Raw genomic sequence first — 14,421 nt, forward strand, 5'->3', positions numbered from 1 at the left:
CTTGTAGCCCCCAATAACGAAATACTTGAAAGCAAAAAGCAAGAAACCTGAATCCATTACTGAAAATAGACTGAAATATTTAGTTAAAATTCAGACTTAGCCGATTCAGATGGCAAAAAAGCTCATTATTCATACCTTAAAGGTAAAAATCCATACTTTATAGGTATGTTATAAAAATGATAAAATCCGACATATTGCCAATAGAGGCATTCGATATATAGTGATCTACATAAAGCACTGTGTTTAATGCAAATAATACTTATTTATCAGTTGCTCTATTTCATTCGAGTGGGACAACAGCGATCCACCGTATCACTAATTATTTCCAAGTGGATGATTGTTTAGATATAAGTTTCGAGTAAACAGCAATAGAATTCATAATGGGAAAATAGCGCCCTCATTCATCGTTATGGATGATGAACATTTATAATGAGTGACGCGGATACTTGATCAATAATACACGTACGTTGATGACCGACGTTTAAGTCAAATGACCTAAACATCATCACCTGCATTCAGCTCACCCCATCGTTGAAGCTTTTAAACTACGCATAGTAATCATTGCAACAACCACAAACAGCAACATAATCAGGGCCATATTGATGAGCGCTGACCATACTAAAAAGTTCAAAAACACTCCGGCCAATAGACCACAGACAAATTGCATACTTCCCATGATTGCACTGGCTGTGCCAGCTCGTGAGCCTTGTTCAGACATCGCCAAAGCCATTGCATTTGGACCAGTGAAGCCGATTGATGCAACACATAAGAACATGCCCAACATTACAACAACGATAGATGAAAGATTAAATAATCCTGCCGCCAATAAGATCAGCACACCACACAATTGAAGTGCATTACCCAATTGCAAACGATGTCGAACCTCCAGTCGATTGGCAAGTTTCTTGTTGAGGGTCGAAAACACCATAATCCCTAAAGCATTCGCACCAAATACATAAGCAAATTGCTGTTGGCTCAGACCATAACCATCCATCAAAATGGCAGAAGAACCACTGATATAACAAAATAAAATCGCGCCAGAAAAACAGCCTGTGAGCATCGGCTTGCGGAAACTTGCATCCTGCAAAATGGCACTATATAAACCTAAGACTTGTTTCAAACTTAAGTTTAAGCGCCGCTCAACAGGTAGGGTTTCTTGAAAGAAAAAATGTACGCAGAAAAGACAAAAAATACCGACAAGCGCCAATACCGCAAATATGTATTGCCATTCAAACACCTGCAAAACCCATGCGCCTAAAGTAGGTGCAATGATTGGTGCAATTGTTGTCACGATCATCATGCTGGCAAAGGCTTGAGCAGAAGCTTGCATACTTAAGCGATCACGAATTGCAGCACGGGCAATCACTACACCGACACAGCCACCCAAGGCTTGCAGAACGCGAGCCGCGATCAAGCTCCATTCACTATTGGCAAAGACACACAGAAAACTGGCACAAATATATAAAACCAAACCGAAATATAGCGGTGTTTTACGCCCAATGCGGTCGCTGACCGGCCCGTAAATTAACTGTCCAATCGCCAAACCCAAGAAATACGCTGGAAGACTATTGGCCACTTGTTGCGTTGTCACACCAAAATCGTCGGCCATTTGAGGTAAAGCCGGCAAATACATGTCGATTGAAAGTGGACCTAAAGCAGTCAGCAACGCCAACAAGACGATCCAGCGTTGAGAAAATTCCTTTTGTGATTCGACGCTTTTCATAAGAATAATTCATTTATCGCAAGCAAGTTTTGCAGACAAGTTTACACTGCACATAGTATTATTTCTTGGCTTCAATGTGAAAATTCACACGATACACATTGCTTACTGTCCCATCGCTTTAGCAAAGGAAAAATTTTGAACGCCTGGCTCGCACGACTGAAACAAGCAACCTATAACACGACCTTTATGTATAACTTGCGCATGGTCATTGCCTTCGCAGGAACAGCCTTTGTCCCATATTTTTTAGATCAGCAATTGATGACCATTCCCCTCACTTTGGGTGTGGTTGCCGCAGGTCTAAGTGATATCGATGACCGCTTTTCAGTCCGCGTGCTCAATCAAATTTATACCTATATTGGGTTCTTTGTTACTGCAGTATCCATTTATCTGTTGTTCCCGCATCCGATTTTATTTGCATTGGGGCTGATCGTTTCTTGTATCGGTTGGATTCTTTTGGGTTCATTGGGTCGTCGCTATGCCACCATTTCTTATGGCTGTTTGGTGATCTCCGTGTATTCCATGCTTGGGGTTGAACTTTTTGAACATTGGTATACACAAGCAGGTTTATTGGTCATAGGTGCGATGTGGTATGGACTACTTTCGACTTTGAGCTTTCTGCTATTTCCTGTGCGTCAAGTTCAGGACAAATTGGCCCAAAGCTATTCGTCTCTAGGTGACTTCTTATTTGCAAAATCTAACTTGTTTGATGTCGATATGACACCAGAAAGTTATCAGCAAAGTTTGATCGAGCTATCGCTAGAAAATGGCAAATTAATTGGCATTTTCAACGATATGAAAACAGCCTTATTAACGCGTTTAAAAGGTGACCGTGGACAAAAAGATACGCGTCGTAGCCTGCAATATTATTTTGTCGCGCAAGACATTCATGAACGTGCCGATTCCGCGCATATTGATTATCAAAAATTGACCCGTATTTTTGAACATAGTGATATTTTATTTCGCTTTCAACGTGTGCTTTCGATTCAAGGTAAAGCCTGTAAAGATTTAAGTATCAGCATCTTACAGCGAAAACCCTATCATCATAATCAACGTTTTAAGCATGCATTTCATAATCTAAAACTGTCACTCGAAAAGCTGCGCGAAGAGCAAAAATACGATGAAGTCTGGATCAACTCTTTATTTGCTTTATACCAAAACCTAAAAGGCATCGATGCGCAATTACGTAATGTCGAAACCGAGCGTTATATTGACCGACAAGCCCTGATTGAAAATCGTTTAAAAGATGATGATTTAAAAGGCTGGGACGACATCGTCATTCGATTCAAACAACATTTGAGCCCTGAGTCGGTGCTGTTCCGTCATGCTGTGCGTTTATCGACCGTGTTATTTATTGGTTATATTTTTGTCCAAGTCACCAATATCAGTTATGGCTATTGGATTTTATTGACTGCCCTGTTTGTCAGCCAGCCGAACTTTAACGCCACCAAGCGCCGCCTCTATTTACGTATCATTGGCACCTTGGTCGGAATTATTTTAGGTTATGCGATTTTATATTTTGTTCCTTCTGTCGAAGGTCAGTTACTGCTACTCATTTTAAGTGGCGTGCTGTTTTTTGAATTACGCAGTAAGCAATATGCACAAGCCACTGCATTTATTACCATTTTGGCGCTGATCAACTTTAACTTAGATGGAATGGGTTTTGCCGCAGCAATGCCGCGTATGATTGATACACTGATTGGTTGTGCCTTGGCATGGTTTGGTGTGAGTTTCATTTTCCCTGACTGGAAGTTTCGTCGCCTACCTCGGACCATCAGCCGTTCTATTCAAGCGCAGTGTGATTATTTGGCCGAAGTGGTTGAACAATACAAATCTGGTCGTAATAACGGGTTGAATTATCGTGTGGTACGTCGTGCAGCCCATAATACCGATGCAGAAGTAGCATCACTGATTTCCACTTTAGCCACCGAACCCGATACCGATCCGACTCAAAAAGCTTTGGCCTTTGAGTTTTTGTGCCTCAATCATACCTTTATTAGTTATATCGCAGCCTTGGGTGCGCATCGTGAAAAAATTCAAGATCAACAGGTCTTAACCTTATTGGATAAAGCCACGGATGACATTCAAGGTGCATTACTACGTGACGAAGTTCCAGACTTATCTGCGCAAAATATGTTGCAAGAAATCCGTCAGCGTTTGTCACAAAACAGTGAGGAAGATCAAAAATCCTTGATTGTGCTACAACAGCTTTCTTTGATGTTTAACGTGTTGAACCAATTTAGCCAATTGAAACAAAATCTCAGTCATGAGCATGATCAAGCATCGACGGAACTGGCTTCACTATAATTTGGATGATTTTGGAACAATATACTCACTGAATTGGTATAAATAATGCTAAACTTTTTACAGTTTTAAATCTGTTACTTTCACTATGACCGCAAAAAATTTATATGCCTACACGCTAGAGCCAGTGGCTTATGAAATTTCTGAAGAAGAACAACGTTATGCTCAACTTGTTCTGTCTCGCAGTAACTTCAAAATTGGCAAAAAAGCATGGCTAATTATGGGTGCAATTCTTGCACTGGCACTCTTGGGCCTCATCTTTATTAAGAACTATTCAACAGTATTTTGCTGGGTAGCTATTGTCTGTGTTGTGATTTACTTCCTTGTGCGTAAATTCGGTATCGAGTGGTATGCGAAACGCAAACTGAACGAAGTCCCTGTACAAGAAATTAAAGGCATTCGTATGGGTGTTCAGCCGCATGGGATCTCTATGCAGCAACGTATGGGCGCAAACATGGGTACGATGACTGTCGGTTGGAAAGACATTCATGAATGGTATGACACCAAAGACTTCATCCTTTTAAACTTTAAAGTGAAGGGTCAAGACGGTGCATACATCTTGCCTAAACGTATGGATAGTAAGAAGTTTCCATTTTCAACCATTCGTAAGCACTTAAATGAAACTGTAGGCCCTGCTAAAGCTATTTAAGCCAAACAGACATTTGTGTATAAAAAACCTCCGTTTTTTGGAGGTTTTTTTATCTGTTTAATTTTCAAATGATCATTGATAATTACAATAATGAGAATGAATATTACTTACTTTTTCCACATTCTCTACTACATCATCGTTTATAATTCGTCGCAATTCAGCAACCTTTTATCAATATTAAATCCATCATGTTTAAGAAAACCCTTTTCCAGATTCACTGGTTCTTGGGGATTAGTGCCGGCTTAATACTCTCGCTCATGGGGGTTACAGGTGCCATTTATTCCTATGAACAGCAAATACTTAAAGCAATCAATCAGGACAGCTATGTGGTTCAGGCTCAACAGCAGCCCAAACTAACCCCTGCTGAGCTTTATCAGCACTTTAGTCAGTCTGATCCTGACATGAAAATTAACAGCATCTCTATTGCCTCAGATGCTACCGCCTCAAGTACCGTGAATATTGTCAAAGAAGGTGCTCGTCGTGGCTATAACATGATGGTTAACCCCTATACAGCCGAAGTTTTACCTGAAATCAAAGGTCAAAAATTCTTCCAGTTTGTACAGCAACTACACCGTAATTTAACCGTTGGCCCTGTAGGTAAACAAATTACCGGCGCATGTACACTGATGCTGATTTATTTTGTATTGAGTGGTTTGTATCTGCGTTGGCCAAAAAGACATTCTGTAAAACAATGGCTTGCAGTAAAACCGAAGCTCAAAGGACGTAATTTCCTATGGGATTTACATGCAGTCGTCGGCACATGGGTGATTGTTTTTTATCTCATTTTGGCATGTACAGGTCTGTACTGGTCTTATGATTGGTGGCGTAATGGCATGTTTAAAGTCATGGGCGTTGAACGTCCACAGCCCCAGTTACAAGAACGTCCAAAACCGAATGGACAACCTGCTGAACAGGCGGGTGCAAAGCAAGCTAGCGAAAAACAACGCGGTGAAAAGCAAAGCGCTGAAAAACAAGCCACTGATGCAGAACAAGCTCATGGCGAACACCAAGCACGTTCTGAAAGAAACCCTGCAACGTCGAGTCCCTCTGAACACGGCGCTCAAGAAAATAAACATGGTGCTGAAGGTCGCGGAGAAAAACGTGGTCTAAAACCAGAACAAGTGAATATTGCCCTTACGCAAAGTTGGAATGGCTTTAATCAAAATATTGGTCGTGAATACTCAAGTGTCACTTTTAATATTCCGAAAAAAGCCAATGGTGAATTAGAAATTAACTTTGTGGATGCCGTCCCTCAACATGAACGTGCGCGCAACAAAGCGACTTATAACTACAAAACGGATGCTCTTACCGATATCGAGTTATACGAAGATAAAAAGCTAAATGAAAAAATCATGACCAGCATGTTGCCTGTACATCGCGGTAGTTTCTTCGGACCGATTTATCAGTTCTTTGTGGTTATTGCATCCCTCATGATGCCGCTGTTCTTTGTCACAGGATGGATGCTCTATCTCAAACGTCGTAAACAGAAAAAACTGACACAGCAAGCCCGTCAAAGCTTAGCACCAGTTACCATCGACCCAAATGCACAGCCTTGGTTAATTTGCTATGCATCACAAACAGGTCAGTCTGAACAATTGGCATGGCGTACAGCAACAAGCTTACAAGAGGCTCGTCAGCCCGTCACAGTGAAAGCTGTTCAGCAACTTTCTGCTGATGACTTAACGCAAGCCGCTCAGATTTTATTTGTTGCAAGTACCTATAGCACTGGAGAAGCGCCTGATCTCGCTTCAAGCTTTGAACGTAAACTGATGACACAACGCCTCGATTTGAGTCATGTTCAGTTTGCCGTTTTAGCTTTAGGCTCTGAAGAATATCCGGATACGTTCTGTAGCTTTGGTCATGCGATTCATCGCTGGATGCAAAGTAATGCTGCGAAGCCCCTGTTTGACACAATTGAAGTCAATAATGGCGACACCCAAGCCATTCAAGCATGGAATAGCGCTTTAGCCAAAGCGACTAAACTTGAACTTCAGCACATGCAAATTGAAAAAACTTTTGATGCATGGACATTGACCAAACGTGATCTACTCAACCCGAACAGTTTAGGTGCCCCTGCATTTAATATTGAGTTAAAACCGCAACATGAAGCCAACTGGCAAGCGGGTGATATTGCAGAGATTCAGCCGGGTAATAGTGCTGAACGTATTGCAAACTTCATGCAAAAGTACCAAATTCAAAGTCAGCAAGTGGTTGATTCTACTCAGCAACGCATTGAAGATGCATTATTGGATCGCAACCTAAATACGGATGTTGAACCATTTGCCAATCTTGATCATTTGCTCGAACAGCTTCCACCGCTTCCAACTCGCGAATACTCCATTGCCAGTATTCCAAGTCAGCAAGTATTACGCTTAGTGGTACGTCAGCAGTCCAATGCGGATGGTGAGCTTGGTTTAGGCTCTGGTTGGTTAACACAACATGCAGCGATCAACAGCACACTACAACTGCGTATTCGTACCAATGAATCATTCCATCTGATTGCAGATAATCGTCCTGTGATTTGTATTGGTAACGGTACAGGTATTGCAGGTTTACTCAGTCTTTTACATGCACGCGTTCGTCAAGACTATACGCAAAACTGGCTGATTTTTGGTGAGCGTCAACGCGCACATGATTTCTTCTATCAAGACATCATTGAAGCATGGCAAAACACAGGCTTAGTTCAACGCATAGACCTCACCTTCTCTCGTGATCAAGCGGAAAAACGCTATGTGCATCATGAGCTACGTGACCATGCGACCTTATTAAAATCATGGGTAGAACAAGGTGCCGTGATCTACGTTTGCGGTAGTATCAACGGTATGGCAACGGACGTTGACCACGCACTGATTGATATACTAGGTGAAGATGTCGTGGCTGAACTGCGTCAAGCTGGGCGTTACCGTCGTGATGTTTACTAATAAGATGTTTACTCATAAATAGTCCCAACTAAAAACCAGACCTCGTGTCTGGTTTTTTTCACGCTATACTTAGGCCAAATACGAATACTGCTTTAATTTTTTGCATGAAAAGAATACTACTGCTTTGTGTAGGCTTGCTGCTCTGCGTAGATGCCATTTGGTTACTTACATTAAATAAAATTCATTTAGGCATCCTTTTACCCTTAGTCATTGGGTGTATTTTTATTTTATCCGGACTATTTTCAACCCAAATCCACAATATTTTAGATCAATACCCTAAACTCAAAAGGCTCTGGTGTGCGGCATGGTGGTTGTTTTGGCTTTGGCTATTGAGCCTTTTACTGTTTTTTGCGTATTTACACTTCAATAGCCAGCAATCCAAGCCATTTACTTCCGTCCAAGCCATCATCGTTTTGGGTAGCGGTATTGAAAATGGTCAACCCTCTCCGACCTTAAAGGCGCGTCTCGATGCCGCAGCACCGTATGCCTTGAAACAGCCCAATACTATTATGATCATGACGGGTGGTTTAGGCTTTAATGAAAAAATGACCGAATCTTCTGTCATGAAGCGCTATTTACTTCAACACTATGACATTTCAGCCGCACGCATATATGAAGAAAGCAGAAGTACCAGCACAGAACTCAATCTGATCAACAGTAAAATAATTTTAAAACGACATCAGATTTCTCTTGATGCCCCCATTGCAATTGCCAGTAGTGACTTTCACCTTCCACGTGCAAAAGCAATTGCACGAAAGTTAGGCTATACACAGGTGTATACCATTGCAGCGCCTACACCGCTGTACATCCGCTACAACTCTTGGCTACGTGAATATTTTGCTTTTTTGAGCGGTTTTGTACTTAACGAATATTAAAAAAAGCCCTTGTTTGATCAGTAAACAAGGGCTTTTTTATGCTGTAAATAAACAATTAATTTAAACGAATGCTACGTGGCAAAGGAATTTTAAGGTTTTCAAAGATTTCTGGGCGCTGTTGATAGACTTGATATAAATAATTTTTAATATCTAACAGCATCTTTTCAGGCGCAACCAAAATATTTTGCCCTTCTGGGGTCAAATCTAAAGATACCGTAGTGCTCTCGCTGCGTAAAAACGGAATGACTTTTTCGATAAAGTCTTTTAATGAAATTTCCTGAATTTCATAATTGGACCAATTGTCTTTAATTAATAAACGTGCCAAACCACGGTTTTGCCAAATAGCGAAGGAACGTTGACCTGTAGGTGTCGCACAAAGTGCCCAACCATCTTGATATAACGCAATCACGCCACCTTGAGCGACCATATTTTCAATAAATTGTTTATAGGTTTCTTGAGGATTGTAATTTGTAGTTTGAGTTTTAGACGCTGCCTTGCGCTGATATGGATTTCTCATAGATCACATACAATATTAAAATTATTATAGAGCGAATTTTATGTAAATCAGAAAATTTAGGCAAGCTTTTGGATAAAGAAGTTTCTATAGAAGAATATGGTGGGCGCTGACGGGATCGAACCGCCGACATTCTGCTTGTAAGGCAGACGCTCTACCAACTGAGCTAAGCGCCCTGAGCGAAGAGTAACAAAGCGGAGCCTTGTCTGAGCGCAAGAGAAAAATCGAAGATTTTTCTAAAGGCATTCTCTTGAACAGAGATTTTTAAGATAAATGGCGCAGCGGACGGGACTCGAACCCGCGACCCCCGGCGTGACAGGCCGGTATTCTAACCAACTGAACTACCGCTGCATCACGTAGTTTCTTTCGAAACACAACCTATATCTTAAAAGATATGGTGGGCGCTGACGGGATCGAACCGCCGACATTCTGCTTGTAAGGCAGACGCTCTACCAACTGAGCTAAGCGCCCTTAAAGGGTACAACAATTATATTCTTTGAAATGGCGCAGCGGACGGGACTCGAACCCGCGACCCCCGGCGTGACAGGCCGGTATTCTAACCAACTGAACTACCGCTGCATCGCAAAAAAATATGGTGGGCGCTGACGGGATCGAACCGCCGACATTCTGCTTGTAAGGCAGACGCTCTACCAACTGAGCTAAGCGCCCTCAAAAGGTCTATCATGTAAATGGCGCAGCGGACGGGACTCGAACCCGCGACCCCCGGCGTGACAGGCCGGTATTCTAACCAACTGAACTACCGCTGCACTTACACAATGTCGCTATTGTGGTTCAAACGAATTAAGATTTAAAGTGGCGCAGCGGACGGGACTCGAACCCGCGACCCCCGGCGTGACAGGCCGGTATTCTAACCAACTGAACTACCGCTGCACTCTAAATATCTTAACGCTGAAAAGGTTTGGTGGGCGCTGACGGGATCGAACCGCCGACATTCTGCTTGTAAGGCAGACGCTCTACCAACTGAGCTAAGCGCCCTTTTCAAAACATGTTCATCGTTTGATGAGGTGCATTATAGAGAATCCTCACGGTCTGTCAAACGCTTTTCTAACTCTTTTCCACTTTTTCTGTTTGAGTGATTAAAAAATAAGTTATATTGCGGAAAAATCAGTATTTTTGAACATTTTTTAGCTATAAACCTGTAAATTTATTACTAAAAATAGGACTTATATTCTGCATCATTCACATAAAAACAGTTTTTCGCGTGGACTCATAACTAATCATTCAGCAAACCGACGATTAATTCACCACACACACTGCATTCTAAAACACCCTAGTGTACAAAATACATTCAAACACGATTTTCTGTTAGTTTGCGAGCATTAGTCCTGACAAAAGTCCTGACAAAAAAACGCCTTTCAAACTCACTTTAATTTTTCAAATCTTTGTTTTGATGCCATGAACTTCGGTTTTCATGGCTTATGCTTATAACGACGTGTTCAATGTTCAGTGATGTAAACCAGCGCATTTAATGGAATCAATTGATAAAGTTCTACAACATCGCTGTTTCGCATGCGAATACAACCATGTGACATCGGTATACCCATAGGCTCGCGATCTGGTGTGCCATGAATATAAATATAACGCTGATAAGTATCACAGCCCTCACCTGCATTAAAGCCGGGTTCTAAACCACTGAGCCATAATATTCGAGATAAAATCCAATCCCGATCAGGGTGTGATGCAGCAAGTTGCTCGTCGTAAACCTCTCCGGTCCACTGACGTGCTTTAAAAACTGCATTTTGAGGTTGTTGTCCACCAAACTTTTCAGCCACTTGATGCCAGCCTCGTGGCGTCTTGCCACTATTTTCCTGCTCACCAATGCCATTTTTACCCGATGAAATGAGGTAAAACTTATTCAGTTTCGGCAAAGTTAAAGTTTGATCTTTCAAGTTAATCAGGATATCTGCTTGATCTTGGGTATATTCAGACATGCTCTTGCTCTTTCTGCTTATCTTTATCTTGTGGTTGTGTCTGCGGCGATGTTTCAATAGTTCTAATCTTATTTGGCTCTGGTCGTGTCCATAACCAAATGCCAACAATCAACATGGTTAAGTCAGTGAATATCTTGACGGCAATCGGTGCTGATGTAAAAAGCATAATCAGGCCACTCACAAACATCATGATCGATGCGAACCATTTTGCTTTGCGGGGGACGGTGCCATTTTCGCGCCAAGCGCGTAGGGTTGGGCCGTATTTAGGATGATTCAACAACCAAGCATCCATTTGTGGCCAGCCTTTTGAAGCCGCCCATGCCGCTAAAATTAAGAAGACTGTCGTGGGCATTCCCGGCAATAAAGCCCCTATAAAGCCTAAAATGACAAAGACAACCACTAAGCTTCGCCAAAACAACGTCTTCATACCGCTACCCTGAACTTTCAATTCAGGTAGTATAAGATGTTTTTAACAATTATCCGTTGTTATTCTGCATTATTCGAAAGGTTTCAATATGGCTGTAACCCCGACAACGTCGTCTTATTTTGAGCCATGGTTGCAATTTAAACAGCCCTTAGTTCGCCAATTAGCTTTCTGTATTGCTAGCCCAAATATTCTGCAGCAAATTCCCTATGAACTCGAAATCCGCTATCCCTTTCATTTTCATCCAAGCGAGCTTTGGCAAAAACATTTTGAAGCCTACCTACCCCGTTTAAAACAACTCGAACAACACCCAAGTGCATTAGTAGAATTTTTACAAAAATTAAAAAGTACTCGTCTTGGTTTACGTTTCGAAATGTTTATGTGGTTTTGGCTTCTCGATCACCCATACCATCCCTACCAGTTACTCGGACATAGCATTCAAAAAATTGACGGCCCTCGTACAGTAGGTGAACTCGATTTTGTTTTAAAAAATACTGAAAGTGGTGAAGTTGAACATTGGGAAGTGGCTTTAAAATATTATCTAGCCGAGCGTGATTTTCAATTACCTTATTGGTATGGCTTAAATCGTAGTGATACTTTGGCTCGAAAGCTCAATCATTTCACCCAAAAACAATTCCAATTTGATGAAGCACTTGGGCAGCAGATTCAACAGCGCTATTGCGTTTTAAAGGGTCAATTATATTTACCTATTCAGCGTACCAGCACATTACCAAACTGGGTCAATCCTGCACGTAGAATAGGTCAATGGGGACATGTCATTCCATCTACGAGTCAAGGCTATTATCGCCTACAACGACATGAATGGATTTGCGTGAAGCAGCAACCGACAAGTGCAACCGCACATTGGTGGACAGATGGTTTATATAAAAAAGACAGTGAGGAAAGCTATTATATGTATAGACAACCACGCTTGGTTTTACCGCAAATCACTTAAAATAACGGAAGACGAAATTTGTAGTTTAGTAGAAATTACATTAATTTACTTAATCACCATAAAAACCACCTACTGTTTAATACGGCCATTTTTTAATCTAAATCTCACATCAGAATAATTTATTCCTCTAAAAATTATTCTTTCATAATGGAGAATACAGTCAATGAAAAAAATTCTAGCTGCATCACTTATGGTCGCTTTTATACTGACAGGTTGTAATACAGTAAAGGGTATGGGTCAAGACGTATCTAAAGCTGGAGATGCGGTAACCAATACTGCAGAGAAAACTTCAGAAGAAATTCGCCGCAATTAATTTATTTCCCAAGATTTTATAAAAGAGCCCTATTTTTTTAATAGGGTTTTTTACGTCTAAATTTCCCTTCGCTTGTTGATTCGCCTATTATATTGCGACATTTTTGACTTCTGTATTTAGCATGACCTCAACAGCAACTCTTGATCTCAGCCTAGAACTACTTCGCCAACCGTCGGTGACACCGATTGACCATACCTGCCAGAACATTATGGCGGATCGTTTAGCCAAAATTGGCTTTAACATTGAAAATATGCGTTTTGATGATGTAGATAATCTTTGGGCACGTAAAGGGACTGAAGCACCAGTATTTTGCTTTGCAGGTCATACGGATGTAGTACCTACGGGTAACTTGGATGCATGGGGTTCTGACCCATTTCTTCCTGAAATTCGCGACGGTAAACTGTATGGTCGTGGCAGCGCAGATATGAAAACCGCGTTGGCAGCTATGGTTGTTGCTTCAGAACGTTTTGTTGCAAAGCATCCAAATCATAAAGGTTCGATTGCATTTCTTATTACCTCTGACGAAGAGGGTCCTTCGATCAACGGGACTGTCAAAGTTGTTGAAACTTTAGAAGCGCGTAATGAAAAAATGACTTGGTGTTTGGTGGGTGAACCATCTAGCACCAACACACTTGGCGATATTGTTAAAAATGGTCGTCGTGGTTCGCTAAATGCCAATTTAACGGTTAAGGGTAAACAAGGGCACGTTGCTTACCCACATCTAGCGGTCAATCCAATCCATACAGCATCAAAGGCACTGGCTGAACTTTGCGATACCGTGTGGGATAATGGCAACGAATACTTCCCCGCAACATCTTTTCAAATTTCCAATATCAATGCCGGTACAGGCGCAACCAACGTTGTTCCGGGCACGATGAATTTACTCTTTAACTTCCGTTATTCAACAGAAGTAACGGCAGATGAACTCAAAGCACGTACTTTGGAAATTTTAGATCGTCATGGCATTGAATATGACATCTCGTGGACGTTATCTGGTTTGCCATTCCTAACCCCAGTAGGTGAGTTAGTAAATGCCGCACGTGATGCCATACGAGAAGTTACTGGGACTGAAACTGAACTTTCGACCAGTGGTGGTACTTCTGATGGTCGATTCATTGCGCCTACAGGAGCACAGGTGCTTGAACTGGGTGTTTTAAATGCTACGATTCACCAAATCAATGAACACGTTAATGTGGCAGAGTTGGAGCCACTTTCTGAAATTTACGAAAAGATTTTAGAAAACCTGTTGGCTTAAATATTCCCCACATAGTCAAAAAAAGGAACTCCATTGAGTTCCTTTTTTTATATCTCGTTTTTGCAAATATTAAGCCGCTTGAAGCCCAATGCTGTTTTGAATATTGGCTAAATTTGGAATATGAAATACCTGATCGGCCATGCGTACATATTGGAAAATATTGGCGTCTTTCACGGCTTTTTCTTCATCAACCACTTCAGAAATACGCAAACGAATGGTTTTCGGCATCTCATTACACATCAGTGCAAAACGCTGTCCAACATCATCCCCTTCAATGACCAAAGCCACACCCTGATTTTTTGCAGGATCATTGACTGAGAAAACAGGCAATTTCAATTCATGCCATTCAACAAAAGGAACATTGGTTGCACTATCGAGCGCTGAAAGAACAATATTTTGTGGCAACAACATTGGCTCTTTACCATGACAGTCAATGATATACGCATCGATAAAACCGGTAGAAACCGTAATGAGATGTTGCAGTTCCTGCTGATCAATTTTATCGCTGACAACCTGAGAAACAGTATTTTGGCTCATAG

At 41.5% G+C, this 14,421-nt stretch carries 12 protein-coding genes and 8 tRNA genes; 7 read left to right on the forward strand and 13 right to left on the reverse strand.

Annotation, left to right across the window (positions count from 1 at the left end; genetic code table 11):
• Window positions 1-520: 520 nt before the first annotated feature.
• The gene (locus FTU65_RS02615; protein ID WP_180064925.1) at window positions 521-1,723 is read right to left on the reverse strand and encodes a multidrug effflux MFS transporter; all 1,203 of its coding nucleotides are present in this window, start codon (window positions 1,721-1,723) and stop codon (window positions 521-523) included.
• Between the two features lie 135 nt (window positions 1,724-1,858).
• On the opposite strand from FTU65_RS02615, the gene yccS reads away from it, so the two are divergent.
• The 4 genes from yccS (at window position 1,859) to FTU65_RS02635 (ending at window position 8,469) form a co-directional block, all read left to right on the forward strand.
• A complete protein-coding gene (gene yccS / locus FTU65_RS02620) occupies window positions 1,859-4,027 on the forward strand; it encodes a YccS family putative transporter (protein ID WP_180064926.1) in 2,169 nt (722 codons plus the stop codon).
• Window positions 4,028-4,112: 85 nt separating this feature from the next.
• Window positions 4,113-4,673 (forward strand): YcxB family protein, encoded by a 561-nt coding sequence (locus FTU65_RS02625; protein ID WP_078191438.1) that lies wholly within the window; start codon window positions 4,113-4,115, stop codon window positions 4,671-4,673.
• A 188-nt stretch (window positions 4,674-4,861) separates the two neighbouring features.
• Window positions 4,862-7,594 carry a sulfite reductase flavoprotein subunit alpha gene (locus FTU65_RS02630; RefSeq protein ID WP_180064927.1) on the forward strand — a complete coding sequence of 911 codons (2,733 nt, stop codon included), beginning with the start codon at window positions 4,862-4,864 and terminating at the stop codon, window positions 7,592-7,594.
• A 104-nt stretch (window positions 7,595-7,698) separates the two neighbouring features.
• Window positions 7,699-8,469, forward strand: coding sequence for a YdcF family protein (locus FTU65_RS02635; protein WP_180064928.1), 771 nt, complete (start codon window positions 7,699-7,701; stop codon window positions 8,467-8,469).
• Window positions 8,470-8,524: 55 nt separating this feature from the next.
• Here FTU65_RS02635 and FTU65_RS02640 read toward each other — a convergent pair whose 3' ends face one another.
• The 11 genes from FTU65_RS02640 to FTU65_RS02690 all read right to left on the reverse strand — a co-directional run bounded on the left by FTU65_RS02640 (window position 8,525) and on the right by FTU65_RS02690 (window position 11,362).
• Window positions 8,525-8,986 carry a DUF2750 domain-containing protein gene (locus FTU65_RS02640; protein ID WP_078191441.1) on the reverse strand — a complete coding sequence of 154 codons (462 nt, stop codon included), beginning with the start codon at window positions 8,984-8,986 and terminating at the stop codon, window positions 8,525-8,527.
• Between the two features lie 97 nt (window positions 8,987-9,083).
• Window positions 9,084-9,159: transfer RNA gene (locus FTU65_RS02645), tRNA-Val, on the reverse strand.
• A gap of 98 nt (window positions 9,160-9,257) precedes the next feature.
• A tRNA-Asp gene (locus FTU65_RS02650) sits at window positions 9,258-9,334 on the reverse strand.
• A gap of 44 nt (window positions 9,335-9,378) precedes the next feature.
• Window positions 9,379-9,454, reverse strand: a tRNA-Val gene (locus FTU65_RS02655).
• Window positions 9,455-9,485: 31 nt separating this feature from the next.
• Window positions 9,486-9,562: transfer RNA gene (locus FTU65_RS02660), tRNA-Asp, on the reverse strand.
• Between the two features lie 14 nt (window positions 9,563-9,576).
• Window positions 9,577-9,652, reverse strand: a tRNA-Val gene (locus tag FTU65_RS02665).
• A gap of 21 nt (window positions 9,653-9,673) precedes the next feature.
• Window positions 9,674-9,750, reverse strand: a tRNA-Asp gene (locus tag FTU65_RS02670).
• 47 nt (window positions 9,751-9,797) lie between these two features.
• Window positions 9,798-9,874: transfer RNA gene (locus tag FTU65_RS02675), tRNA-Asp, on the reverse strand.
• A 29-nt stretch (window positions 9,875-9,903) separates the two neighbouring features.
• Window positions 9,904-9,979: transfer RNA gene (locus FTU65_RS02680), tRNA-Val, on the reverse strand.
• A gap of 461 nt (window positions 9,980-10,440) precedes the next feature.
• Window positions 10,441-10,935, reverse strand: coding sequence for a cell wall-recycling L,D-carboxypeptidase ElsL (gene elsL, locus FTU65_RS02685; RefSeq protein WP_078192250.1), 495 nt, complete (start codon window positions 10,933-10,935; stop codon window positions 10,441-10,443).
• On the reverse strand, window positions 10,928-11,362 hold the full coding sequence (locus FTU65_RS02690; RefSeq protein WP_180004991.1) for a YbaN family protein: 435 nt from the start codon (window positions 11,360-11,362) through the stop codon (window positions 10,928-10,930). Before FTU65_RS02690 ends, elsL begins: the two co-directional genes overlap by 8 nt.
• An 88-nt stretch (window positions 11,363-11,450) precedes the next feature.
• Here FTU65_RS02690 and FTU65_RS02695 point away from each other — a divergent pair, with 88 nt between their 5' ends.
• From FTU65_RS02695 to dapE, 3 genes are all read left to right on the forward strand, one after another.
• Window positions 11,451-12,314, forward strand: a complete 864-nt coding sequence (locus tag FTU65_RS02695; RefSeq protein WP_180009830.1) for a DUF1853 family protein — start codon at window positions 11,451-11,453, stop codon at window positions 12,312-12,314.
• Between the two features lie 163 nt (window positions 12,315-12,477).
• On the forward strand, window positions 12,478-12,627 hold the full coding sequence (locus FTU65_RS02700; protein WP_180004989.1) for an entericidin A/B family lipoprotein: 150 nt from the start codon (window positions 12,478-12,480) through the stop codon (window positions 12,625-12,627).
• 121 nt (window positions 12,628-12,748) lie between these two features.
• Window positions 12,749-13,882, forward strand: a complete 1,134-nt coding sequence (gene dapE, locus FTU65_RS02705) for a succinyl-diaminopimelate desuccinylase (protein ID WP_180009831.1) — start codon at window positions 12,749-12,751, stop codon at window positions 13,880-13,882.
• A gap of 69 nt (window positions 13,883-13,951) precedes the next feature.
• Here dapE and FTU65_RS02710 read toward each other — a convergent pair whose 3' ends face one another.
• The gene (locus tag FTU65_RS02710) at window positions 13,952-14,419 is read right to left on the reverse strand and encodes a hypothetical protein (protein WP_180004987.1); all 468 of its coding nucleotides are present in this window, start codon (window positions 14,417-14,419) and stop codon (window positions 13,952-13,954) included.
• Window positions 14,420-14,421 lie beyond the last annotated feature (2 nt).

Origin of the sequence: Acinetobacter sp. YH12129 (assembly GCF_013418685.1) — a bacterium.
Taxonomy (GTDB): Bacteria; Pseudomonadota; Gammaproteobacteria; order Pseudomonadales; family Moraxellaceae; genus Acinetobacter; species Acinetobacter amyesii.